Origin of the sequence: Streptosporangium sp. G11, from assembly GCF_051192615.1 — a bacterium.
GTDB lineage: Bacteria > Actinomycetota > Actinomycetes > Streptosporangiales > Streptosporangiaceae > Streptosporangium.
Genome location: NZ_JBPJUQ010000043.1, coordinates 39,343 through 63,045, shown reverse-complemented (window position 1 = coordinate 63,045; position 23,703 = coordinate 39,343). Strand labels below are relative to the sequence as shown.

The following is a 23,703-nucleotide window of genomic DNA, read 5'->3' as shown; positions in this document are numbered from 1 at the left end:
CCGAGGGGCTTTTTAGGCGAGCGTTCCCGGATCTATCGTCAGGGGAACGGGGCCTGGCAGGGTGGCGGTGGTGCCGGGGGCGAGGGCGACCACCTGCCTGTAGAGATCACCGTCGAGTTGGTAGACGTCGATGACCAGTGTGTTCTGGTCGATGATCCAGTACCACTCGCACTTGGTCCGGGCGTAGCGGTTCATCTTGGTGAGGCGGTCGCGGTTGGAGTTGGTGGACGTGACCTCTGTGAGGATCTCGATCTCGTGCGGTTCCACGTAAAGGTCACTGTCGGTGCCACGCTGGAAGACGGCGATGGCGGGGGCGAACACGGTGTCGGAATTGAGGCGGTAGTTGACCGGCCCTTCCACGTCGAGGTCCAGGTCGTCGGCCTGCAGACATGCCTCGATGGCGTTGATAAGGCGGCGGGCGATGCGCTGGTGGCGGATGGAGGGCGCGGGGGTCATGACGATGCAGCCGTCCTCAAGTTCGAAGCGGCGGCCGACGTCGCCGAAGTCATGGTTCATGAACTCATCCGCGTTCCAGTAACGCGGAGCCCACGAAGGTGCTCCGTGGGGTTCGTGGCCATGCGGGACGGTCATGCGTACCACGGTATCGGGGTTCGTACGCGCCTCATAGCGCGGCTGAGCGGTGCGTTCGCCGGTATGGAGGTTTCTGGTTCTCGGTGGGCTGCTCATGGGTTTGGTGATCCTTTTGGGAGTTCTCGGCTCTTGGTTCGCGCTGCGGCGGGTCGGTGCTCCGGGCGGCCGTCGTGGCTGGGGTCTGGTTGTTCCGGCCTCCGGCCTGCTCGGGCGCTCGGGGTCGCGCTTTTTTGTACGCCGCCCGGAACACCGACCCGCCTCCGCGCACTCGTATCCGGCCGTAGGGGGTGTGAACCGTGGTTGCTCCGTTTCCGGCGGCCCAAGGTGCGGCTGTCGATCGGGGTGCGCTGCTGGGCGGCGGCGGCGGCGAGGCGTTCGCGTTCGGGTGGGGTGAGGTGGCGGAGCAGGCCCAGGGCGGGGGTGCCGCCGAGGAGAAGAGCGAGTTCGCGTCGTTTCACGTCCGTCTCCTCGGCGCGCAGGGGGCTGACGTCGTGGTCGAGGGCCAGGATGTGGGCGATCTGGTCGAAGGTGAACGAGCGGGCGCGCAGCGCCCTGCTGCGGCGACGGCAGTCGAGCAGGATGCGGTACCCCTCACCTGGCATGGCCCCTCCTTGAATCGAACGTGAGCAAATAGTATCCGGACGATTACGCAGAGCGATAAGCGCGCAAGAAAAGGGCATGCGGGAGAGGCGGAGGGGGATTCCCGTCTACGTGATCATCGATCGTCAGTGCGAGACCATCAGGGTGTTCAGCGAGCCCGACGTCAACCGCTGTACCCGCGAGAACGTGAGCCCTTTCGGTAAGCCGTTCACGCTGCCGGAGCCGGTGCTGCTGACGATCGGCACGGAAGGTTGTCCCGCCGCTCTGTAGCGGCGGTGGTTTCGCCGGGTCCGGTGCCCTACCAGCCGTTGGTGTCGAAGGCGCTCTCGTCGCGGTCGCCGTCCGTGACCCACCACAGCGACAGTGCCGGGCCCCATTCCGGGACGTGGTTGATGGGGCGCCAGTTCAGCAGCAGTTCGTCCCGTCCGTCGCCGTCGTAGTCGGCCGATGTCCAGGGAAGCGCCGGGCGTTCGTCGGGGCGCAGCTTCTGGCCGGTCGGGTCCGTGGCCGGTCCGAGCCGGCGGATCGTCTTCCCGCCGCGCCGCAGCCCGTTTCCCCCGCCGTGGAGCAGTTCGACGCTGTCGGGGCGGCGGCCGATCGCGAGGTCGTCGGTCCCGTCGCCGTCGTAGTCTCCCGCCACCATCGTCCGCGCGGCTTTGAAGTTCCTGAACACCTGTGGTGCGCGCCGGGTCCCGCCGAAGTAGACGGTCATCACGCCGTCGACCCGGGGCGGCTCGGTCTCGTATCCCGGCTCGTTGTTGCGGCCGCCGCTGTCGGCGACCGCGACGTCGTCCCTGCCGTCCCCGTCGAAGTCCCCGAACGCGACGGCGTTGCCCTCGTTCAGCCGGTGGCTCCGGTGGGGCAGCCCGCCGGGGCCGCCCCTGATGAGCCACGACGCCGACTGCCCGCCGTCGTTCGACTCGCGCACGAGCAGGTCGGTGGCGCGCCTTCCGCCGATCCTGCCCGCGACCAGGCCACCGGAGTCCAGGGTGACCTCCGAGGGGTGGACGACGCGACGGTGGGGGACGCCTTCCCGGGTGAACGGCCCGTACAGCACGGTCAGGCTCTTCATGGTCGAGTCGTTCCCCCTCGCTTCCGCCGTCGTCGGCGTCCACAGCGCCAGATCGGCCGCGCCGTCGCCGTCGAAGTCGCCCGGCACCGTTTCCGCAAAAAAGTGGTTGGGGGGTACGGGCGTTCGGACGGCGGTCGGCCTCGCCTCCGGGTCCACCCCCTTCGGGCCGCCCCACAGGATGTACGGGATGTCCGGATTGGGGCGGGCCAGTGCCACGCGGCCGTGGACGAGGACGTCGGCGAAGCCGTCGCCGTCGAGGTCGGCCGTTTTCGTGGACCGGTCGAACTCGAGGTGGGCGCCGGGCACCACCGTCCTGGTCCGGGGATTCAGGCCGTTCCTCGAGCCGTACACGATCACGAGGTCAGGCGACCAGGAGCGGTGGGACATGACGAGGGTCAGGTCCGCGAAGCCGTCGCCGTTGACGTCGTCGGGGTCGCGGCCGCCCTTTCCCTCGGCGGGTGGTGATGCCTGCGACCGCAGCGACGCGGGCCGGGGGGACGGTGACGGCGACGGTGGCGGCGGTGGCGGCGGTTCGGGAAGCAGCGCCGACGGTGTCACGTACGGGGCCGGAGAGGCGTCCCGCCCGTCTTCGAAGCTGCATCCGCCCAGGAGGAGGACGAGCGCCAGGGCCGTTCCGGTTCTGCTTTTTATCGCGTCCTCCCGCACATGTGGGGATGTACGGCGATATTAGGGCTTTGGGGATTTAGAAGACCCGGAAGTGGTGGAACAGTTCGTAGGCGGCGTCCTGGTCGGCGAAGGATCTGGCCTCGGAGCGTTTGACGGCCAGGTAGGCGGAGGCGCGGAGGGGGCCGAGGGCGTTCATGAGGAGGTCGTCGGCCTCCAGGGCGTCCAGGGCCTCGTCCAGGGAGGCCGGGAGGCGGGGCACGCGTCCGGCGGGGAGGGTGGCGGGGTCGACGTTGACGGGATCGCCGGGGTCGAGACCGCGGCGGATGCCGTCCAGGCCCGCGTGGATGACGGCGCCCAGCGACAGATAGGGGTTGGCCGAGGAGTCGGAGGGCTTGAGCTCCAGGTTGGCGGACGCCGCGGCGTCGCGTCCCGTGGGGGAGCAGATCCGCACCGCCGCCTCACGGTTGTCCATGCCGTAACAGGCGTACGCGCTCGCCCACGACCTGGGCGCCAGGCGCCGGAAGCTGTTCACCGAGCCGCAGGTCAGCGCGGTGAGCGCCGGGAGGTGGGCGATCAGGCCGCCGATGAAGCGGTAGGCCGTGGCCGACATGCCGTAGCGGCCTGCGGGGTCGCCGAAGGCGTTGGTGCCGAGCTCGGGATCCCAGAGGGAGACGTGGATGTGGGCGCCGTTCCCCGGCTGGCCGGCGAGGGGTTTGGGCGCGAGGGAGGCCCACATCGACATGCGGGCGGCGACGCCCCTGACCGTCTCGCGGTAGATCACGTGGTTGTCGGCGGCCCGAAGGGCGGGGGCGTGGTGGACCGACAGTTCGTGCTGGCCGTGGCCGAGTTCGGGATGGTAGTGCTCGGGCCGCAGCCCCTGGCTCTCCAGAGCGCGGACCAGGGCCATCGTGTAGTCGTGGAGCTGGTTGAAGCCGACGGTGGAGTAACACAGGGTGTCGTCGACGGGGACCAGGCGGTCCAGGCCGCCCGCGGGGCCGGGTTCGCGGCGGCCGAGGGTGAACTCGGGTTCGTAGGCGGCGACGAGGGCGTGGCCCTCGGCGGCCAGGGCGGCGACGGCCTCGCGCAGGAAGGTGCGCGGGCAGACGGGCCAGGGGGAGCCGTCGATCTGGCGCAGGTCCGCCAGCATGGCCGCGGCGCCGGGAGCGTAGGGCAGGTGGACGAACGTGGCCGGATCGGGAACGAGGCGGATCTCCCCGACCGGGCCGAGGTTCTCGACGTCCTGGAGCTCGTCGAGCATGTTCATCGCCATCATCGCCACGGTGTGCCCGATGCCGGTGTGGAGCCGCTCCGCCAGCCGGGAGCGGGAGGTGGCCTTGCCCCTGATCACGCCGCCGTGGTCGGCGTACAGGAAGCGGACCAGTTCGATGCCCTCGGTGTCGGCGCGTTCGACGACGCGGCGCGCCGCGGCGTCGAGCGTGTGGGGGCCGGTCGCGGCCCGCTGGTCTCCCATGTTCCCTGCGTAACACGTCCTCGGGGAGAGGGGAAGCACCCGGCGCGCGCGCCCGGGGACGGTCTGAGCGGGCCGCGAGGTTCCGGCCCGCGGCTATTCGGTGATCACGTCACCGGCGGAGCAGGGCGTGCCCACGTGAGAGGAGGACGTGCTCACGGGAGACGAGGACGTGTCCGCCGGAGGGGAGGGGGGCGCGGGGGCGCACCGGCAGGTGATGGTGATCGTCACCGTGCCGGCGGTGCAACCGCCCAGGGGAGCGCACGCCTCGACCGGGACCGTCCAGGTGCCGGGTACCCGGGAGGCGCCGCCGAGCAGGCCGTCGGCGTCGAGCGTGATCCCGGCGGGCAGGAGGGTGGGGTCGACCACCCTGAAGGCGGGCGTCCGGCCGGCCGGGTTGGCCAGCGTGATCCTTCCTCTGAGCGTCCGGCCGACGGGACCGCCGAAGTGGCCGAGGAACGGGAGGGCCGAGAGGGACGAGGAGCCTCCCGCGCCGGTTTTCCCGGCCCCGCCGACGATCGACACCTCGACCGGGACCTGGGCCGAAGGCGGCATCGAAGCCGGGATCTGGGCCGAGGGCTGGGCGGAGGGCGGCATCGGGGCCGGGTCCGATGCCGGGATCGCCAAGGCGACCCCTGGGGTCGCCAGCACGCCGCACACGACGGCCCCGGCGACGATCGCCCCGAGCCCGGGGAAACCCTGCTTGTCACGCATGAACGATCCCCCGTACGAGAAACGGACTTCCCCTCAGGGTGCCGGAAAGGTCATCAAGGAAATGCCGTGATGTCTTCCGCGGTCATCCATGATCGGGTCAGGACGTTCGCCGTACGGGTGGTCTTCGTGTCACGTGGGGTGTTGTCCTGCCACCCTGTCTCCGTACCACTCTGTACGGCGGGGCCGCACGGCTTCGGGCGGCGGTGCGCGGGTGTGACCTCGTGGTTGGTCGCGGGGGCGGGGGGCCGTGGCGGCTTCCGGCGATCTTCGCGATACGTTTCCGGGATCGGCGGGGCCGACGGCATGGCGTTCGACGCGGGGTGCGCTCCCCCGTGGATCAGCCGGGAGCGCGGGTGACGCGGTTCGAGGCGGGAGGAGCCCGCCGATCGGTTAGGTGAGCACTCGGGTGAAGAACAGAGCCAACTGGTCTGCCCCCCTTATGATCCCGTCGAAGACTCCGTTGACCGCGCTCGCCGCCTCGGCGGGCTTGGTGAACAGATAGAAGACCACGAACGCTACCGCGAGGTAGGTGAGGACCTTCTTGACCTGCATGGGGGCCTCCTGGCAGTTCCAATCCCAGCCGTATATACCCGAATTTTATCGATCTTTGGCATCTGCGGCCCGGGTGGCTCCCGGATTTTGATGATCATACCCGTCTCGCGGGGGCAAGCCGCGGTCTGGACGCGAGTTTGGCATAGGTCACACCCGCCATCGTGCGGTCGCGAGACGCTCCTGTCCAATCTTCAATGCCAGGTATACCGGTAGGGCTAGCCCGGCGCTGTGCATACGCCGATCGCGGGGATGGTTTTTGCTGGTCATCGCCGATCCGGCGCACCGGCCGGGCGTGTCGTCCGCCCCGGTGTTCCGGTGTCACCGGCCGTGTCGGGAAATGTGCGCAGAGGTCGCAGGGTAGGTCGGAGCGGGCCGCGGACGCGCGCCGTCCCCGGCCTCACCGGTGGGCGGAGCGGGCTCTCTCCGCCCGGGGTTTCGCGGACGGGCGACGGCCCGGCCGGAAAAAACTAAGGGAACTTAGTATCCGGGGCATCCGATCGCCTGACGGCTCCGAATGAAGGGGCGAACCGACCCGAGGGGCCCCCTATGACCCGATTTGCCCATGCCGTTCTCATCCTGCACGGCGGGCGTGCCCAGGGCCGCGAGCCCACGGCGCCGACCCAGCTCGCCGTCCTGCGGATGATCCCCTTCGAGCGGGCCGTACGCCGCGCCGTGCGCGGGCGGGACGTCGCGGTCTCGCGGCCCAGGTTCCGGGTGCGCGGATGGAACGGCGCGGAGGCCTTGCCGGTCGCGGACCTGCACGAGCTCGTCGAGGGGCTCGGCGTGCCCACGGTGCTCATCGGCCACTCGATGGGCGCGCGGGCCGCGCTGCGGATGGCGGGGCACCCCCTGGTGGTCGCGGTCGCGGCCCTGGCGCCCTGGCTGCCCGCGGGCGAGCCGGCCGGACACCTCGGCGACACGCGCGTGCTGCTCGCGCACGGCGACCGCGACACCGTCACCGATCCGCGCGCCACCTGGGCCTACGCCGAGCGGTCGCGGCGCGGCTCCGTGCGGGCGCACGACCCCGTGCGGGCACGCGGAGCCGGGCGGGTGCGCGACGCCGACGTGCCCGCCTTCCGGGGGCCGGGGCCCGGCGCGGGAGTGGCCGAGATCGAGGTGGCGGGGGAGGGGCACGCGATGCTCCGCCGGGCCGCGCTCTGGCACCGGCTCGCAGTGGAGTTCACCCTTCTGTCGCTTGATCGGTCATCCGAGGCGGGGCCGGTGACGAACGCCTTCCAGAGAGCCGCCGCCGGGCTGCCCCGGCCGACGGTCTGAGCGGCCCGACGTGCCCGAGCCGTCGGCGTACGCGTTTCCGGCCGGTCCGACCGGCCCCGTTGTGAGAGGACATTGATGGAAAGGCGCAGGATCGCCGTCATCGGCAGCGGGGTGGCCGGTCTGACCGCGGCGTACGTGCTGCGGCGGAGCGGCGACGTCACCGTGTTCGAGGCCGACGACCGGATCGGCGGGCACGCCCACACCCACGACGTACCATCCGGCGGCGGCCGCACGCTGGCGGTGGACAGCGGGTTCATCGTCCACAACGAGCGGACCTACCCCCACCTCGTCCGGCTCTTCGCCGAGCTGGGCGTGCGGACCCAGCCGTCCGACATGAGCATGTCGGTCTCGTGCGGGGGCTGCGGCCTGGAGTACGCGGGTGGCAAGAAGGCGCCAGGACTGTTCGCCCGGCCCTCCAGCCTGGTCCGCCCGGCGTACCTGAGGATGCTCGCCGAGGTGCCGCGCTTCCACCGGCTGGCCCGCGAGGCGATGGAGCGCGGTGACGACCGCACGCTGGGCGAGTTCGTCGCGGGTTTCTCCCCGTACTTCGTCGCCCACTTCGCGACACCGCTGGTGTCCGCGATCTGGTCGTGCCCCCCGTCCGTCGCCGGGCGCTACCCGGCCCGCTACCTGTTCGCGTTCCTGGCCAACCACGGCATGCTCGGCGTCTCGGGCTCGCCGCGGTGGCGTACGGTCACCGGCGGCTCGCGCGAGTACGTCGAGAGGATCGCCAAGTCCCTCACCGCCGTGCACACCTCCACCCCGGTGCGGGCGCTGCGCCGCACCGGTGAGGGCGTGGAGATCCACGCCGACGGTGCCGTCCACCGGTTCGACGCGGCGGTGGTCGCCACCCATCCCGACCAGGCGCTGCGCCTGCTGGCCGACCCCACCCCCGACGAGCGCGACGTCCTCGGCGCGTTCCGCTACTCCCGCAACCCGGCGACCCTGCACACCGACCCCTCGGTACTGCCCGGGGCGCGGCGCGCGCGGGCCTCGTGGAACTACCGGATGGAGTCGTGCGGCACGGGCGCGGGCGGGGTGCGGGTCACGTACGACATGAACCGGCTGCAGCGGCTCGACGCGCCCGAACCGCACCTGGTGACCCTCGGGGACGAGATCCCCGGCGAGCACGTGATCGCCCGGATGGTCTACGAGCACCCGGTCTACACCCCCGAGTCGGTCGCCGCCCAAAAGCGGCTTCCCCGCCTCACCGGGGACGTGGTCGCCTACGCGGGGGCGTACCACGGCTGGGGCTTCCACGAGGACGGGTGCCGCTCGGGCGTGCGCGCGGCCGAGGCGCTCGGGGCGCGCTGGTGACCCCGCCGCGCGAGGCGGAGGAGAGCGCGCTGTACGAGTGCGTGATCACCCATGTCCGGTCGGCGCCGGTGCGCAACGAGTTCGCCTACGGCTCCTACATGTGGCTGGTCGACCTGGACCGGATGCCGCGCGACCGGTGGCTGGCCGCGTTCCACGCGCGCGACCACGCGGGCGACCCCGCGCTGAGCATCAGGGAGAACGTCGACGCGTTCCTCGCCGGGCACGGGATCACCGCGAGCCGCGTCATGATGCTCACCCACGCCCGGGTGCTCGGTCACGTGTTCAACCCGCTGACCGTCTACTGGTGCGACACCGCCGACGGCGTGGCCGTGGTCGCCGAGGTGCACAACACCTACGGCGGGCGCCACCGCTACCTGCTGCGCCCCGGCGAGCGCGAGGTGGCCAAGGAGTTTCGCGTCTCGCCGTTCAACGGCGTGGACGGCCGCTACCGCCTCAGCCTCCCCGAACCCGGTGAGCGGCTCGCGCTCAGCGTCGTCCTGCACCGCGATGGGCAGCCGCCCTTCGTGGCCGGGGTACGCGGGCGCCGCCGCCCGGCGACCGGGGCCTGGCTCCACCGCCTGGCCGCCAGGCACCCGATGGCCCCCCTGGCGGGCAGCGCCAGGATCCGCCGCCAGGGCGTCTCCCTGTACCTGCGCGGCTTGAGGATCGTTCCCCCCGGAGGACCCAGATGACCACGACGACCGGACGAGCCCCCGCGCTCTGGCCCGACGTCTTCGCCGTTCCCACCTCGCGCCCGCGCGGCGCCCTCGCCCGGTGGCTCTTCCTGCGCGCCGTACGGCGGCTGCCCCTGACGGTCGAGCTGCCCGGCGGGGAGCGGCTCGGCGCGGGCGGCCCGGTGATGCGCGTACGCCGCCCCGGCGACTTCTACCGCAGGGTCGGCGCCTCGGGGCTGATCGGCTTCGGCGAGGCGTACATGGCGGGCGACTGGGAGGCCGACGACGCCGACGAACTGGCCGCCGTGCTCACCGTGATGGCCGAGCGGCTGACCACGCTCGTCCCGCCCGCGCTGCAGCGGCTGCGGCGGTTGGCCGTGCGCAGGATGCCCGTCGACGAGCTGGGCGCGGAGGAGGACACCCGGCGCAACGTCCACCGCCACTACGACCTGTCCAACGAGCTGTTCGCCGAGTTCCTCGACGAGACCATGACGTACTCCGCGGCCCTGTTCGAGGGGCCCGCGTCGTGGGGGACGCTCGCGGACGCCCAGCGGGCCAAGATCGACCGGCTGCTGGACCGGGCGCGGGTGGGGCCGGGCACCCGGCTGCTGGAGATCGGCACCGGCTGGGGCGAGCTCGCGCTGCGGGCGGCCTCGCGCGGCGCGACCGTCACCACCGTCACGCTGTCGCAGGAGCAGTGGGCGCTGGCCACCGCGCGGGCCGCGAACGCGGGGCTGCCGGACCGGGTGGAGGTCCTGCTGGCCGACTACCGCGAGGTGGGCGGCCGCTACGACGCGATCGTCAGCGTCGAGATGGTCGAGGCGGTCGGCGCGCGCTACTGGCCCGTCTACTTCCGCACCCTGGATGAGCTCCTCGCCCCCGGAGGCCGGATCGCGATCCAGGCGATCACCATGCCGCACGACCGGATGCTGGCCACCCTCGACACCCACACCTGGGTCCAGAAGTACATCTTCCCCGGCGGCATGCTGCCCTCGGTGAGGGCGGTCGAGGAGAACCTGGGGAACCTGCGGGTCGTGGACCGGTTCTCGCTGCGCGAGGACTACGCCGAGACGCTCCGGCTGTGGCGGGAGCGCTACCTGGAGCGCGTCCACGCCATCGGGGAGCTCGGCTTCGACGAGGTCTTCCACCGGATGTGGACGCTCTACCTCGCCTACTCGGAGGCGGGTTTCCGCTCGCGCTACCTGGACGTCTGGCAGTTCACCCTCGGGAGGGAAGCATGACCGTCACCGCACCCACAGCCACCGGCGCCGCGGCCGTTCTCGCGCCGCTGCTGCGCGGCCTGTTCGGCGGGGAGCCCCCGCTGCGGCTGCGCACCTGGGACGGCGGCGCGTACGGGCCGCCGGACGCCCCCGCCGTCGTGCTGCGCTCGCCCCGCGCGCTGCGGCGCCTGCTGTGGAGCCCCGGAGAGCTCGGCCTGGCCAGGGCGTACGTGACCGGGGACCTGGACGTGGAGGGCGACTTGGCCGACGGGCTGCGCCGGGTCTGGGCCACGGCCCGCGCGGCCCGCGCGGCCCGCGCGGCCCGCGCGGTCAGCACGGTCAGCACGGTCAGCACGGTCAGGCCAAGGGTCGCCCCGCTGCGCGCCGCGCGGGCGTTGGTGAGGGTGCGCGGCGCGCTCGGCCCCCCGCCGCCGGCGCCCGCCACCGAGGCCCGGCTCGGCGGCAGGGCCCACACCCGGAGCAGGGACCGGGCGGCGATCTCCCACCACTACGACCTGTCCAACGACTTCTACTCGCTGATCCTGGACGAGTCGATGGCCTACTCCTCGGCGTACTTCGAGCCGGGCGACACCCTGGCCGCCGCCCAGCGCCGCAAGCTCGACATGGTCTGCCGCAAGCTGCGCCTGCGGCCCGGCATGCGCCTGCTCGACGTGGGCTGCGGGTGGGGCTCGCTGATCCTGCACGCCGCCCGCGAGTACGGCGTGTCGGCCACCGGGGTCACCCTGTCGAAGGAGCAGAAGGCGTTCGTCGAGTCGCGCTCCGAGGGGCTGGACGTGACCGTCCGGCTGCGCGACTACCGCGACGTCGACAGCGGTCCCGGCGGCCCCTACGACGCGATCGGCTCGATCGAGATGGGCGAGCACGTCGGCCAGGACAACTACCCGCTCTACGCCGCGGCCCTGCACCGGCTGGTGCGGCCCGGCGGCCGGGTGCTGGTCCAGCAGATGTCGCGCGGCGCGGGCCACCCGGGCGGCGGGCCGTTCATCGAGGCGTACATCGCCCCCGACATGCACATGCGCCCGGTCGGGGCGACGATCGGGCTGCTGGAGGCGTCGGGGCTGGTCTTCGAGCACGCCGAGGCGATGGGCGGGCACTACGTCGCGACCGTGAACGAGTGGTACCGGACCTTCGAGTCCCGCCACGCGGAGGCCGTCGCGATGGTCGGCGAGGAGATGACCCGGGTCTGGCGGCTCTACCTGGTCGGCGGGGCCCTCGCCTTCGAGCAGGGCAGGATGGACGTCCACCAGATCCTGCTGAAAAGGGCCACCGGTCCGGCCGGGCGATCGGAGGTGGGGGATGTTTGACCTGTCCGCCCTCGGCTGGTCCCTGCTCGGTTCGGCCGCCGCCCTCGCCGTGCTCCTGGCGCTGACCCTGGCCGTGGCGCTGCGGGTGGGACGCCACTCGGTGATCGACGTGGCCTGGGGGCTCGGGTTCGCGCTCGTCGCCCTGGTGTCCTACCTGCTGTCCGACGGCGATCCCGTCCTGAGGCTGCTGGCGTCGGCGCTCACCGCGATCTGGGGGCTCCGGCTGGCCCTGCACATCGGGCGGCGCAACGCCGGGGAGGGCGAGGACCCGCGCTACGAGCGGATGCTCGGCCGCGCCACCGGAAACCGGACCCTGTACGCCGTCCGCGTCGTCTACCTCACCCAGGGCGTCACCCTGCTGTTCGTCTCGCTCCCCGTCCAGGTGGCCATGCTCGGCACGAAGCCGCCGGGCTGGATCGCCTGGGCGGGGGCCGCCCTCTGGCTGGTGGGATTTCTGTTCGAGGCGGTCGGGGACCGGCAGCTCGCCCGGTTCCGGGCCGACTCGGGCAACAGGGGGAAGGTGCTGGACACGGGGCTGTGGCGCTACACCCGCCACCCCAACTACTTCGGTGACGCCTGCGTGTGGTGGGGCCTGTTCCTGGTCGCCGCCGACCAGTGGCCGGGGGTGCTGACCGTGCTGTCGCCGGTGCTCATGACGTACTTCCTGGCCGGAAAGACCGGCAAGCCGCTGCTGGAGGCGCAGCTGTCGCGATCTCGTCCCGGCTACGCCGACTACATCCGCCGTACCAGCGGGTTCTTCCCGCTCCCGCCCAGGGCGCCGCGCGGGACGGGCGGCGCGTAGGCGACGACCACGGCGTTTGTGACCTTAAAAAGGGGGAATTTGTCGACGTATAGTAACTAAGGGTAATTATTAATCGACAAGGAGTGATGACGATGGCATCGTCCGTCGGACCAGGCCAGCCAGGTGATCGGCCGCGTAACGTCTCCCGCAGGGGGACTACGGAGACAAGACCGGCATTTCAGACGACCGAGTTCATCGCCTACGTTGTCATCCTGATCGCGATCGTGATCACGGCTTTCGCGGTCGGTGGCGACTCGCGTGGTTACGGTGACCCCTTCGGGGCCGAGCACGCCATCAAGTACATCACCTTCCTCACCGTCGGCTACATGATCGCCCGAGGTCTGGCGAAGGCCGGAAGCTGGGACCGGGGCGACGACGTCCGCTAGCCTCCCCGGTTTCCCGTCACAGGTCCGGGGAGACGTCCCGCTCAGACGCCCAGGGAGGCGTCCATCAGCTTGGCCACGGCCTCGTCGTCGCCGCTCACGTCGACCTTGGCGTGGGACTGGCGGCCGAAGCAGAACAGCAGGAGTTCCCCGGCCGTGCCCGTCACCTCGACCTGCGGGCCGTCCTTGGGGCCGCCGACGGCGACACCCCTGCCGATGCGGTGCAGGGCCACCCGGACGGGAGAGCGGCGCAGGAACAGCCGGGCGCCGCCGTGGACCTGCTTCCAGAACCTCTCCTCCAGCTCGGCGGGCAGCTCCCGCGGCTCCCAGACCCGCTGCGCACGCCGCACGTCCTCGTGGTGGACGAAGAACTCCGTCGTGTTGGCCGCCTCGTCCAGGCGGGGGAGACGATAGATCCCCGACGGCCCGGAGCGCACGAGTTCGACGAGGCCCGCGTAGCCCTTCCTGGTCTTCATGGACTCCTGCACCCTGGCGGTGTGCCCGGCCAGCGGCTTGAGGATGATGCCCCCGGCGGCGTCGGGGCGGCGCTCGCGGACGACGAGGTGAGCGGCGAGGTCGAAGGTGGTCCAGCCCTCGCAGAGTGTGGGGGCGTCCGGCCCGAGCTCGGCGAACAGGTCGCTGAGCGCGGATCGTTCGGCGCGGGCGTAGTTCATCGAAGATCCTAACAACGTCGTTGTGCGAACACCGGAGGTGTAAGCGTGACATTACCGAAGGTGGTTCGGGAATAACCGCATGATCCAGAGTGATAGGGACTTAGGTAGCAACGTTTCCTGTCGAGAGGACACCCCCCGCGTGGCGAGCAAGATGACCACCGCAGTCATGCGCAGGGGACTCGGGGTCCTCGGGGTGGCCATCCGGGCGGAGAGATCGATCTTCTCCGCCGCGGTGCTGTCCAGTGCCCTGTACGGCGTGATGACCGTCGCCTCGGCGTGGGCGCTGGGCTGGGCCACCGACCATGTCGTGTTCCCGGCCTTCAGGAGCGGGCAGATCACGACGGGCACGCTCACCCTCGGCGCGCTCCTCATCCTCGGGGCGTCCCTGCTCAAGGCGCTGGGCGTGGCCGGGCGGCGGTATTTCGCCGGGGTCATGCAGTATCGGATGCAGGCCCGTTCCCGCCGCGACGTCACCCGCCAGTATCTGAGGCTCCCCCTGGCCTGGCACCACAGGCACCCGACCGGGCAGCTGCTGTCGAACGCCGGGTCCGACGTGGAGGCCGCCTGGGCGCCGCTCGCCCCGCTGCCGATGGCGGTCGGCGTGGTCGTGATGCTGGTCACCGCGGCCGTCGCAATGGTGATCACCGATCCGATCCTCGCCCTCGTCGGTTTCCTGGTCTTTCCCGCGATCGCCGTGCTCAACCTGGTCTACCAGCGCAGGCTCAATCCGCTGGCCACCCGGGCCCAGCAGTTGCGCGCCGAGGTCAGCGAGATCGCCCACGAGAGCTTCGACGGCGCCCTGGTCGTCAAGACCCTCGGCCGCGAGGACGAGGAGACCGCCAGGTTCCTGGCCAAGGCCAACGAGCTGCGCGACGCCAACATCGCCGTGGGCCGGGTCCGCGGCCTGTTCGATCCGATGCTGGAGGCGCTGCCCATCCTGGGCGTGCTCGCCGTGCTGCTGATCGGCTCGATGCGGCTGGAGAGCGGCGCGATCGGCGCCGGCGTGCTGGTCCAGGTCGCCTACCTGTTCACCCTGCTGGCCTTCCCGATCCGCGCGCTGGGCTGGGTGCTCGCCGAGCTGCCCCGGGCCGTCGTCGGCTACGAGCGGGTCCAGGCCGTGCTCGACGCCACCGGCTCCATGGAGCACGGCGCCGTCGAGCTGCCCGGCACCGAACCCGCCAGGCTGGAGGTCCGCGGCCTCGGCTACGCGTACGGCGACGGAGAGTTCCCCGTCCTGCGCGACGTGAACCTGGAGGTCCGGCCCGGCCGCACCGTCGCCCTGGTCGGCCCCACCGGCTCCGGGAAGTCGACCCTCGCCCAGACCTTCGTCCGCTTGGTCGACCCGGCGGAGGGCGCCGTGCTCGTGGACGACACGGACCTGCGCGACGTCGCCAGGAACGGGGTCAGCGACGCGGTGGCGCTGGTGCCGCAGCAGACGTTCCTGTTCGACGACACCGTGCGCGGCAACGTCACCCTCGGCCTGCCGGTCGGTGACGAGGACGTCTGGGCGGCGCTGCGCCTGGCGCAGGCCGAGGGGTTCGTCAGCGCCCTGCCCTCGGGGCTGGACACCCGGGTCGGCGAGCGCGGCACCACCCTGTCGGGCGGCCAGCGCCAGCGGATCGCCCTGGCCCGCGCGCTGGTGCGCCGCCCGCGGCTGCTCGTCCTCGACGACGCCACCTCCAGCGTCGACCCGCAGGTCGAGGCCAGGATCCTGTACGGGCTGCGGGACGCGGCCCAGGTCTCCACCGTGGTCGTCATCGCCTACCGGATGGCCACCATCGCCCTGGCCGACGAGGTCGTCTACCTCGACCACGGCCGGGTCGTCGACCGGGGCACCCACGCGGAGCTGCTCGCCCGCTGCGAGGGCTACCGCAACCTGGTCACCGCCTACGAACGTCAGGGCGCCGAGCGCGAGGCGCTCGACGCCGAGCAAGAGGAAGAGGTCAGCGCGTGAGGAAGCACTGCCGTCCGGGGGAACACCCCGCCGGGCCGACGCGGGGCGACCGGGGCCGCGGTCCGCTGGGAGGACGGTGCCGGTGAGCGCGTTCCAGGGGGTCGAGCGCTCGGGCCTGGCCACCGTCAGACACGGCCTGTCGCTCACGCCGGAGTTTCGCAAGGGGATGGCCGGGACGCTCGCGCTGGCCGTGGTGGCCACGGTCGGCAAGATCATCGTGCCGATCGCCGTCCAGCAGACCATCGACACGAGGCTCGGGGGAGGCGCCCCGGACGTGGCCTACATCCGCACCGCCGTGCTGCTGTGCGCCGCCGCCGTGGTGTTCACCGCGCTGTGCGCGTACCTGATGAACGTCCGCCTCTACCGGGCCACCGAGTCCTCCCTCGCCACGCTCAGGGTGCGCGGCTTCCGGCACGTGCACGACCTGTCGGTGCTCACCCAGAACTCCGAGCGTCGCGGCGCCCTCGTCTCGCGGGTCACCGGCGACGTCGACCAGATCAGCGTGTTCATGCAGTGGGGCGGGCTGATGATCATCATCGCCCTGGGGCAGCTCCTGGTCGCCACCGTGCTGATGTTCGTCTACTCCTGGCAGCTCGCCCTGGTGGTGTGGCTGTGCTTCCTGCCGCTCATGGTCGTCCTGCCGCGCTTCCAGCGGTGGCTGTCCGGCGCCTACACGCGGGTCCGCGAGCGTACCGGCGACCTGCTCTCGGCCATCAGCGAGTCGGTCGTGGGCGCGGCCGTGATCAGGGCCCACGGCTCCGAGGCCCGTACGGCGGAGCGCCTCGACGTCGCGATCGAGGCCAACAAGGCGGCCCAGGCCCGCACCCAGCGGATCGTCGCCACCGTGTTCCCGCTGACCGAGATCGTCGCCGCAGTGGCCCTGGCCGCCGTGGTGCTGGTCGGGGTACGGCTCGGGCTGGCGGGCGACATCACCGAGGGCCGCCTGGTCGCCTTCCTGTTCCTCATCACGCTGTTCGTCTCGCCGATGCAGATCGCCACCGAGGTGCTCAACGAGGCGCAGAACGCCGTGGCCGGGTGGCGGCGCATCCTCGGCGTGCTCGACACCCCCGCCGACGTCGCCGACCCGGGTCCCGAGGGCGTCGAGCTGCCGCGCGGCCCCATCTCGGTCTCCTTCGAGGACGTGGAGTTCTCCTATCCCGGAGGGGCGCCGGTGCTGCACGGGGTCTCGGCGGACATCCCGCCGCGCTCGCGGATCGCCGTGGTGGGGGAGACCGGCTCGGGCAAGACGACCTTCGCCAAGCTGCTCACCCGCCTGATGGACCCGGTCTCCGGGCGGATCACGGTCGACGGGCACGACCTGCGGACCGTCCGCTTCTCCTCGCTGCGCCGCCGCATCGTCATGGTGCCGCAGGACGGGTTCCTGTTCGACGGCACCCTGGCGGAGAACATCGGTTTCGGCCGCCCCTCGGCGACCGAGGCGGAGATCCGGCTGGCCATGACCGAGCTGGGGCTCACCGACTGGCTGGAGGGGCTGCCCGCCGACCTGTCGACCAGGGTCGGCCAGCGCGGCGAGTCGCTGTCGGCGGGCGAGCGCCAGCTCGTCGCGCTCGCCCGCGCCTACCTGGCCGACCCCGACCTGCTGCTGCTGGACGAGGCCACCTCCGCGGTGGACCCGGCGACGGAGGTGCGGCTGGCCCGCGCCCTGGAAGGCGCCACGCGGGGCCGCACCGCCGTCTCCATCGCCCACCGGCTCTCCACCGCCGAGGCGGCCGACGAGGTGTTCGTCTTCGACGAGGGCCGGATCGTGCAGCGCGGCCCGCACGCCGAGCTGGTACGACAGCCCGGCGTCTACGCGGACCTGCACGCCTCCTGGGTCTCCTCCGCCCGCTCCTAGCGGGACCGGCCCCGGCCGTCGGCGGGCGTCTGTCCCGATCCCCGGATGATCTTCTCGAAGGGGTGGGGGCCGACCGTCTCCGGGTCGGCCCCCAGGTCGTAGAGCGGGCTGTATCCGGTCGAGAGATACAGCCCGGCGGCCTCGGGCTGCCGGGGGCCCGTGGTCAGATAGATCCTGCGGTAGCCCTGCCGCGCGGCCTCCCGTTCCAGCTCCCGTACGACGGCGACGCCCAGGCCCCGCCTGCGGTGGCCGGGGTGGGTCCAGATCCGCTTGAGCTCGGCGGTCTCCTCGTCGTGGCGGAAGAACGCGCCCCCGGCGACGGTCCGCCCGTGCTCGACGAGGATGAGGAACGCGCCCCCGTGCTCCGGGGTGAACCGCTCGTCGGGATAGCGGCTGATCTCCTCGTTGGGGCCGTACCGGCTGGTGTACTCGGCGTGCAGGTCCTCCAGGAGCGGTTCGACCTCGGGGTCGCGGACGGCCACGTACCGTACCTCGAAGGGTTCGCCCGAAGCGTGCCCCTCGGGGGTACGCCCGCTCGGTGCGGGTGCGGGTGCGGGTGCGGGTGCGGGTGCGGGTGCGGGTGCGGGTGCCGGTGCCGGTGCCGGTGCCGGTGGAGCGTGCCTCGGGTACGGGGACGGCGCCGGGCGGAGGGGACGTTCGGTGCCCGGGGCGGCGGGCCTCGCGGAGTCGATCGTCACTTGGCCTGCCTCGGCAGGCCGGGCGGGTTGATCCGCGACGTGGGCAGCGCCTCGTTGTCCAGGCCCCAGCGCTTGAGCACCTCGGCGTACTTGCCGTTCTCGATGAGCGTGTTGATCGCCTCGTTGACCGGCTGGACCAGGCCGCTGCCCTTCAGGGTCATGACCGCGATCAGGCCCTCGACCGACCCGCCGCCGGAGAGCGTCCCGACGATCCTGCTGTCGCCGCCCACCGCGACCTGGTAGGCGATGGGGGGGTTCGGGCCCAGGTAGGCCTGGATGCGGCCGGACTTCAGCGCGAGCAGGACGTCGCCGTACTTCTGGTAGTACTGGATGTTCGCGGCCTTGAGCCCGGCCTTCTGGTTCTGCGCGTCCCACTCCAGCAGGATCTTCTCCTGGTTGGTGCCGGATCCGACGGAGACGTTCAGCCCGGCGATGTCGGCCGCCTTCTCGATCTTGGTGATCGGGCTGTCCTTGCCCACCTGCCAGGCGAGCTGGTCCACCCGGTAGGTGGCGAAGTCGTAGGTGTCCTTGCGCTCCTCCGTCACCGTGACGTTGTTGAGCACCAGGTCGTACTTGCCGGACTTGACCGCGAGGAACAGGTTCTCCCAGGAGGTGTTCTCCTCCTTCAGGGGCAGGCCCAGCACGTCGGCGATCAGGTGGGCGAGGTCGGTCTCCACGCCGACCAGGGTGGTGTCGTCGTCGGCCAGGAACACCAGGGGCGGCGCGCCCTCGCCGTTGAATCCGGCGGTCAGCGCGCCCTTGGACCGGATCGCCTCGGGAACCTTGGCGGCGATCGCCTCGACCTTGTCGGCGCGGACACGGTTCTGCTCGGGCGACGTGTTGATCTTCACCCCGCCGGTCCCCGACGGGGAGGCCGGGGCGGCGGCCGGGGCGGCCTCGGCCCTGTCCGTCGTACCGGCCGAGGTTCCGGCGCCGCAGGCGACGGTGAGGAGGAGAGGCAGGGCGGCGATGGCGGGGGCGAGCCTCGATATGAACGACATGTCGGTCCTTGCTGAGGTTGGGTGGAACGGGATTTCGGGGGAGTCAAAGGACTTTGCTGAGGAAGAGACGGGTGCGCTCGTGCCGGGGGGCGTCCAGCACCTCGGCGGGGGTGCCCCGCTCGACGATCCGGCCCTCGTCCATGAAGACCACGGTGTCGGCGACCTCGCGGGCGAAGCCGACCTCGTGGGTGACGACGATCATGGTGGTGCCGCTCCCGGCGAGGCCCTTCACCACGTCGAGCACCTCGCCGACGAGCTCGGGGTCCAGCGCGGACGTCGGCTCGTCGAAGAGGATGACCTTGGGCTCCAGGGCCAGGGCGCGGGCGATGGCCACCCGCTGCTGCTGGCCGCCGGAGAGCTTGCGCGGGTAGGAGTGCGCCTTGTCGGAGAGCCCGACCCGCTCCAGCAGCCGGGTCGCCAGCGCGTCCACCTCCGCCCTCGGCCTGCGCTGGGCGGACCGGGGCGCCTCGGTGACGTTCTGGTGCACGGTCAGGTGCGGGAAGAGGTTGAAGTTCTGGAAGACGAAACCGATCTTGGTCCGCTGCCGGAGGATCTCGCGCTCGGGCAGCTCGTACAGCCTGTCGCCGGACCTGCGGTAGCCCACCAGCTCGCCGTCGACGCTGACCGAACCGCTGTCGACCTTCTCCAGGTGGTTGACGGTACGGAGGAGCGTGGACTTCCCCGACCCCGACGGGCCCAGGATCACCGTGACCTCGCCCGGGGCGACCCGCAGGTCCACTCCGCGCAGCACCTCCAGCGGCCCGAAGCTCTTGTGCACGTCCCGCAACTCGACCATCGCGGCGCTCATGCGCGGCCCCTGCCGTAGTGCCGCTCCACGTAGTGCTGGGCGACGGACATCACGGAGGTCATGACGAGATACCAGATGGTCGCCACCAGCAGCAGGGCGATGACCCTGCCGTTGCGGTTGTAGATCACCTGGACCTGGTAGAAGAGCTCGGGCAGGGCCATGATGTAGACGACCGAGGTGCCCTTGACCAGGCCGATGATCTCATTGCCCGCGGTCGGCACGATCGACCGCATGGCCTGTGGCAGGACGATCCGGAACAGCTGCCTGGTCCTGGGGATGCCCAGCGCCGCGGCGGCCTCCCGCTGGCCGTGGTCCACCGAGAGCAGTCCCGCCCGGACGATCTCCGCGGCGTAGGCGGCCTGGTGCAGGGCCAGGCCCAGCGCGGCGGCGGTGACCGGGCCGATCAGATCCATCGTCCCGATGTCGAAGAACGCCGGGCCGAACGGCACGCCGAAGGAGATCCTCGGGTACAGCAGGGCCAGGTTGTACCAGAACAGCAGCTGCAGGATCAGGGGCACCGACCGGAACAGGGCGATGTAGCCCCAGGCGACCGAGTTGAGCAGCGGATTCCCCGACAGCCGCATGAGCGCCAGGACCGTGCCGAGCAGGAAGCCGAAGACGATCCCCAGCGCGGTCAGCTCCAGCGTGAACACGACCGCCCGCAGCACGGAGGGCGCGAACAGGTACTCCCCGACCACCTCCCACTCCCAGGCCGGGTTGGTGACCAGCGCGCTGACCGCCATGGCCAGCAGCACCGCGACGCCCAGGGCCGCCACCCACCGCCCGGGGTGGCGGGTGGTGACCACCCTCAGCGGGGGTTCGCCGGCCTCCGCGTCTTCCGGGCCGCCCGGGGTCGTGCCCGCCGGGGGAGTGGCGGCCCGGATCACGCCGGGCCCGGCGGGGGCGGACGCGGGGAGGAGCCGCGCCCGGCTCCACACGTACCCGCGGTGCGCGCGCCCCCGGCCGCCCGCCGGTGGGGGCGGTGCCTTCGCGGGGGCCGCGAGGGCGTCGTGGGTGTCACCGCCGTCGGCGCCTGAGAATTCGACGGGCATGGTTGAGGCCTTTCTGGCTGGTCGTACCGGGCGGGAGGGGCGGCGCGGGGCGCGTTCCGCCGAAGGGTCGTCGGAAGGTCAGCGGCGACACGGGAAGGGCCGGGCGCGGGACGGGGCGACGTGCCCGCCCGCCACCGGCTGGAGCTCTGGGCGCACGGCATCACTTCAACACACGTTCAGAATCCCGTCAAGACCTACTGGTTTAGTAGGTTTTTGACCGAAGTGGCTCACTTCACGGGAAAAAGGGACATCCACCAAGGATTAGCCTGGTCAGAGCGAGGTAGAGGCATGACGGAGGCGGGCCCTACGCCCGCCCGAAGGAAGGGACCGATGGCAGAGTTGGTTGGCGGCGAGCCTTCGGGCGGCCAGTTCCCCGTGGTGGACGTCCACGCGGCCATAGACCGCAGCGACCTGCTCGACGAGCTGTCCGACCTGCGGGTCAACGACGATGACGACGACGACCCCGTCCTGATCCGCAGGGACGGCAGCCCGGTCGACACCTGGCGGGAGAAATATCCCTACGACGAGCGGATGAGCCGGCAGGAGTACGACCGGCTCAAGCGGCTGCTCCAGATCGAGCTGCTCAAGCTCCAGTACTGGATCAAGGACACCGGGGGACGCCTGGTCGTCCTCTTCGAGGGACGCGACGCCGCGGGCAAGGGCGGCACGATCAAGCGGTTCATGGAGCACCTCAACCCCCGCGGGGCGAACGTGGTGGCGCTGGAGAAGCCCAGCGAGCGCGAGAGCACCCAGTGGTACTTCCAGCGCTACGTCTCCCACCTGCCGGCCGCCGGAGAGATGGTCTTCTTCGACCGCTCCTGGTACAACCGCGCCGGGGTCGAGCGGGTGATGGGCTTCTGCAGCCCCGAGGAATACCTGGAGTTCCTGGAGCAGGCCCCGGCGTTCGAGAAGATGCTCGTCCGCGACGGCATCCACCTGGTGAAGTTCTGGTTCTCGGTCTCGCGTTCCGAGCAGCGCACCCGGTTCGTGATCCGCCAGGTCGACCCGGTGCGGCAGTGGAAGCTGTCACCGATGGACCTGCAGTCGCTCGACAAGTGGGGGGACTACACCGCCGCCAAGGAGGACATGTTCGTCAACACCGACACGGAGGAGGCCCCGTGGACGGTGATCAAGAGCAATGACAAGAAGCGGGCCAGGGTCGAGGCCATGCGCCACGTCCTGAGCCTGTTCGAGTACGAGAACAAGGACCACGAGGTCATCGGCACCCCCGACCCCAAAATCGTCGTGCACGCCGCCGACGTGCTCCACGACGACCGCTGAGCCGCCCCGGCCGGGGCGGGGGTCTCGTTCAGCGGACCCCGGTGCCGCCGCCCGACAGGCGCTGGGCGATGTAGATCGGGACCATCGACGCGACGATCAGGGCCGCGGCGACCACGTTGACCACGGGCGCCTGGTTGGGCCGGAACAGGTTCTCGAAGATCCACAGGGGGAGGGTCCGCACCCCGGCGCCCGCCGTGAACGTGGTCACGATGATCTCGTCGAAGGACAGGGCGAAGGCCAGCAACCCGCCCGCGAGCAGGGCCGAGCGCATCATCGGGAAGGTGACCAGGCGGAACGTGGTGAAGGTGTCGGCGCCCAGGTCGGCCGAGGCCTCCTCCAGGGAGGTGCCCGTGCGCCGCAGCCGGGCCAGGACGTTGTTGTAGACGGTCACCACGCAGAAGGTGGCGTGGCCGACGATCACCGTGAACAGGCCCAGGCTCACCCCGAACGGTCCGAGCACCGCGCGGAAGGCGTTGTTGAGCGCGATGCCGGTGACGATGCCGGGCAGCGCGATCGGCAGCAGGATCAGCAGCGAGACCACGTTCTTGCCGAAGAAGTCGTAGCGCTGGATCGCGAAGGCCACCATCGTGCCGAGAACCAGGGCGATCGCCGTGGCGCCCAGCCCCGCCTGGACCGACGTCCACAGCGCGTCGCGCACACCGGTGGAGTTCCAGGCCGCCTCCCACCACCGCCCGGTGAGCCCGCTGGGCGGCCAGGCGAACGTACGGTCGGTGTTGAAGGAGTTGAGCAGCACGATCAGCAGCGGCACGTAGACGACGCCGAGCCCGGCGGCCAGCATGGCCCACAGCGCCGTCCGCGCCGTACGGGACAGGTTCACATGTTCTCCATGGCGCCGGTGCGGCGGACCGCGGCGAGGTAGACCAGCATGATCACCACGGGGACGGTGGCGACCGCGGCGGCGAAGGGGAGGTTGTTGGCCGCGCCGATGTTGTCGTAGACGACGTTGCCGATCAGCTGCGACGTACCGCCCACGATCTTCACGGTGATGTAGTCGCCGAGCGACAGCGAGAAGGTGAAGATCGAGCCCGCCACCACCGCGGGGAAGGCCAGCGGCCACACCACCGTGCGAAACGTCCGCCACCCGCGCGCCCCGAGGTCTCCGGCGGCGTCGAGGAGCGAGTCGGGCAGCCGTTCGAGCCCGGCGTAGATCGGCAGGATCATGTACGGCAGCCACAGGTAGGACAGGGTGAGGATCGTGGCGGTCAGCCCGTACCCCCAGCCGAGGATGCCCTCCGAGCCGAGCATCACCCGCCAGGCGTACGCCTTGACCAGGTAGGAGGCCCACAGCGGGGTGAGCACCGCGATCACCAGCCAGCGCCGGGCGCGCGGCGAGGCCAGCTTGGCCATCGCGAACGCCATCGGGAAGGCGATCACCAGGTCGATCAGCGTCACCGCGACCGCCACGCCGACCGAGCGCAGCGCGATCGTCCGGTAGACGTCGGCGGTGAGCAGCTCCTGGAAGTTGCCCCAGGTCGGCTCCCTGACCAGGTCGCCGGTGAAGGTGTCGGTGCTCCAGAAGGCCGTCACGAACAGGGCGGCCAGGGCGCCGAGGTAGGCCAGGCCGAGCCAGAGCGCGGGGGCCGACAGCAGCAGCGACAGCCGCACGCCCGCGTGCCGGTGCAGGAAGGCGGCGAGCCTGCGGCGGGCGGTGCGGCGCGGCGGCGCGGCGGGGGCGCCGGACGGCGTGGGTCTCGCCGGTGCGGTGGTGTTCAACGTCGTCTCATTCCCGGTCGGCTCCC

The 23,703-nt window shown here is 71.4% G+C and carries 24 protein-coding genes; 12 read left to right on the top strand and 12 right to left on the bottom strand.

Features of this window, described 5'->3' with window-relative positions:
- Window positions 1-12 precede the first annotated feature (12 nt).
- Window positions 13-516, bottom strand: coding sequence for a Uma2 family endonuclease (locus ACSDR0_RS31650; protein WP_435292571.1), 504 nt, complete (start codon window positions 514-516; stop codon window positions 13-15).
- Between the two features lie 371 nt (window positions 517-887).
- Here ACSDR0_RS31650 and ACSDR0_RS31645 point away from each other — a divergent pair, with 371 nt between their 5' ends.
- Entirely contained in the window at window positions 888-1,217 is a 330-nt protein-coding gene (locus ACSDR0_RS31645) for a hypothetical protein (RefSeq protein ID WP_435292570.1), read from the top strand.
- Window positions 1,218-1,269: 52 nt separating this feature from the next.
- Complete coding sequence (locus tag ACSDR0_RS31640) at window positions 1,270-1,461, top strand: hypothetical protein (protein WP_435292569.1); 192 nt, start codon at window positions 1,270-1,272, stop codon at window positions 1,459-1,461.
- A gap of 28 nt (window positions 1,462-1,489) precedes the next feature.
- On the opposite strand, the gene ACSDR0_RS31635 is transcribed toward ACSDR0_RS31640, so the two are convergent.
- From ACSDR0_RS31635 to ACSDR0_RS31620, 4 genes are all read right to left on the bottom strand, one after another.
- Entirely contained in the window at window positions 1,490-2,929 is a 1,440-nt protein-coding gene (locus ACSDR0_RS31635) for an FG-GAP repeat domain-containing protein (RefSeq protein WP_435292568.1), read from the bottom strand.
- A 37-nt stretch (window positions 2,930-2,966) separates the two neighbouring features.
- Window positions 2,967-4,361, bottom strand: a complete 1,395-nt coding sequence (locus ACSDR0_RS31630; protein WP_435292567.1) for a glutamine synthetase family protein — start codon at window positions 4,359-4,361, stop codon at window positions 2,967-2,969.
- A gap of 93 nt (window positions 4,362-4,454) precedes the next feature.
- Window positions 4,455-5,072 carry a hypothetical protein gene (locus ACSDR0_RS31625; RefSeq protein ID WP_435292566.1) on the bottom strand — a complete coding sequence of 206 codons (618 nt, stop codon included), beginning with the start codon at window positions 5,070-5,072 and terminating at the stop codon, window positions 4,455-4,457.
- Window positions 5,073-5,462: 390 nt separating this feature from the next.
- Window positions 5,463-5,624 carry a hypothetical protein gene (locus tag ACSDR0_RS31620; protein WP_329093223.1) on the bottom strand — a complete coding sequence of 54 codons (162 nt, stop codon included), beginning with the start codon at window positions 5,622-5,624 and terminating at the stop codon, window positions 5,463-5,465.
- 546 nt (window positions 5,625-6,170) lie between these two features.
- Here ACSDR0_RS31620 and ACSDR0_RS31615 point away from each other — a divergent pair.
- From ACSDR0_RS31615 to ACSDR0_RS31585, 7 genes are all read left to right on the top strand, one after another.
- Window positions 6,171-6,899 carry an alpha/beta fold hydrolase gene (locus ACSDR0_RS31615; protein ID WP_435292565.1) on the top strand — a complete coding sequence of 243 codons (729 nt, stop codon included), beginning with the start codon at window positions 6,171-6,173 and terminating at the stop codon, window positions 6,897-6,899.
- A gap of 75 nt (window positions 6,900-6,974) precedes the next feature.
- On the top strand, window positions 6,975-8,216 hold the full coding sequence (locus ACSDR0_RS31610; protein ID WP_435292564.1) for an NAD(P)/FAD-dependent oxidoreductase: 1,242 nt from the start codon (window positions 6,975-6,977) through the stop codon (window positions 8,214-8,216).
- Window positions 8,213-8,908 carry a DUF1365 domain-containing protein gene (locus tag ACSDR0_RS31605; RefSeq protein ID WP_435292563.1) on the top strand — a complete coding sequence of 232 codons (696 nt, stop codon included), beginning with the start codon at window positions 8,213-8,215 and terminating at the stop codon, window positions 8,906-8,908. Before ACSDR0_RS31610 ends, ACSDR0_RS31605 begins: the two co-directional genes overlap by 4 nt.
- The gene (locus ACSDR0_RS31600; RefSeq protein ID WP_435292562.1) at window positions 8,905-10,131 is read left to right on the top strand and encodes a class I SAM-dependent methyltransferase; all 1,227 of its coding nucleotides are present in this window, start codon (window positions 8,905-8,907) and stop codon (window positions 10,129-10,131) included. The genes ACSDR0_RS31605 and ACSDR0_RS31600 overlap by 4 nt, the downstream gene beginning before the upstream one ends.
- Window positions 10,128-11,435 carry a class I SAM-dependent methyltransferase gene (locus tag ACSDR0_RS31595; RefSeq protein WP_435292561.1) on the top strand — a complete coding sequence of 436 codons (1,308 nt, stop codon included), beginning with the start codon at window positions 10,128-10,130 and terminating at the stop codon, window positions 11,433-11,435. Before ACSDR0_RS31600 ends, ACSDR0_RS31595 begins: the two co-directional genes overlap by 4 nt.
- Window positions 11,428-12,237 (top strand): DUF1295 domain-containing protein, encoded by an 810-nt coding sequence (locus ACSDR0_RS31590; protein WP_435292560.1) that lies wholly within the window; start codon window positions 11,428-11,430, stop codon window positions 12,235-12,237. Before ACSDR0_RS31595 ends, ACSDR0_RS31590 begins: the two co-directional genes overlap by 8 nt.
- A 224-nt stretch (window positions 12,238-12,461) precedes the next feature.
- Window positions 12,462-12,623, top strand: a complete 162-nt coding sequence (locus tag ACSDR0_RS31585) for a hypothetical protein (protein WP_435292559.1) — start codon at window positions 12,462-12,464, stop codon at window positions 12,621-12,623.
- Between the two features lie 41 nt (window positions 12,624-12,664).
- On the opposite strand, the gene ACSDR0_RS31580 is transcribed toward ACSDR0_RS31585, so the two are convergent.
- Window positions 12,665-13,294: a TIGR03085 family metal-binding protein gene (locus ACSDR0_RS31580; protein WP_435292558.1), complete on the bottom strand. Its 630-nt coding sequence runs from the start codon at window positions 13,292-13,294 to the stop codon at window positions 12,665-12,667.
- Between the two features lie 151 nt (window positions 13,295-13,445).
- Between ACSDR0_RS31580 and ACSDR0_RS31575 the strand changes: the two genes are divergently transcribed.
- Both ACSDR0_RS31575 and ACSDR0_RS31570 read left to right on the top strand, forming a co-directional pair.
- Complete coding sequence (locus tag ACSDR0_RS31575; RefSeq protein WP_435292596.1) at window positions 13,446-15,248, top strand: ABC transporter ATP-binding protein; 1,803 nt, start codon at window positions 13,446-13,448, stop codon at window positions 15,246-15,248.
- A gap of 82 nt (window positions 15,249-15,330) precedes the next feature.
- Window positions 15,331-17,103 carry an ABC transporter ATP-binding protein gene (locus tag ACSDR0_RS31570; RefSeq protein WP_435292557.1) on the top strand — a complete coding sequence of 591 codons (1,773 nt, stop codon included), beginning with the start codon at window positions 15,331-15,333 and terminating at the stop codon, window positions 17,101-17,103.
- Here the strand turns inward: ACSDR0_RS31570 and ACSDR0_RS31565 are convergent.
- The 4 genes from ACSDR0_RS31565 to ACSDR0_RS31550 form a co-directional block, all read right to left on the bottom strand.
- A complete protein-coding gene (locus tag ACSDR0_RS31565; RefSeq protein WP_435292556.1) occupies window positions 17,100-17,585 on the bottom strand; it encodes a GNAT family N-acetyltransferase in 486 nt (161 codons plus the stop codon). The genes ACSDR0_RS31570 and ACSDR0_RS31565 overlap by 4 nt on opposite strands.
- 212 nt (window positions 17,586-17,797) lie before the next feature.
- Window positions 17,798-18,802 carry an ABC transporter substrate-binding protein gene (locus ACSDR0_RS31560; RefSeq protein ID WP_435292555.1) on the bottom strand — a complete coding sequence of 335 codons (1,005 nt, stop codon included), beginning with the start codon at window positions 18,800-18,802 and terminating at the stop codon, window positions 17,798-17,800.
- A gap of 43 nt (window positions 18,803-18,845) precedes the next feature.
- The gene (locus ACSDR0_RS31555; RefSeq protein ID WP_435292554.1) at window positions 18,846-19,610 is read right to left on the bottom strand and encodes an amino acid ABC transporter ATP-binding protein; all 765 of its coding nucleotides are present in this window, start codon (window positions 19,608-19,610) and stop codon (window positions 18,846-18,848) included.
- Entirely contained in the window at window positions 19,607-20,662 is a 1,056-nt protein-coding gene (locus tag ACSDR0_RS31550) for an amino acid ABC transporter permease (RefSeq protein ID WP_435292553.1), read from the bottom strand. Before ACSDR0_RS31550 ends, ACSDR0_RS31555 begins: the two co-directional genes overlap by 4 nt.
- A 330-nt stretch (window positions 20,663-20,992) precedes the next feature.
- On the opposite strand from ACSDR0_RS31550, the gene ppk2 reads away from it, so the two are divergent.
- Window positions 20,993-21,943, top strand: coding sequence for a polyphosphate kinase 2 (gene ppk2, locus ACSDR0_RS31545; RefSeq protein WP_435292552.1), 951 nt, complete (start codon window positions 20,993-20,995; stop codon window positions 21,941-21,943).
- A 28-nt stretch (window positions 21,944-21,971) separates the two neighbouring features.
- On the opposite strand, the gene ACSDR0_RS31540 is transcribed toward ppk2, so the two are convergent.
- Entirely contained in the window at window positions 21,972-22,781 is an 810-nt protein-coding gene (locus tag ACSDR0_RS31540) for an ABC transporter permease (RefSeq protein ID WP_435292551.1), read from the bottom strand.
- Window positions 22,778-23,677: an ABC transporter permease gene (locus tag ACSDR0_RS31535; RefSeq protein ID WP_435292550.1), complete on the bottom strand. Its 900-nt coding sequence runs from the start codon at window positions 23,675-23,677 to the stop codon at window positions 22,778-22,780. Before ACSDR0_RS31535 ends, ACSDR0_RS31540 begins: the two co-directional genes overlap by 4 nt.
- Window positions 23,678-23,703 lie beyond the last annotated feature (26 nt).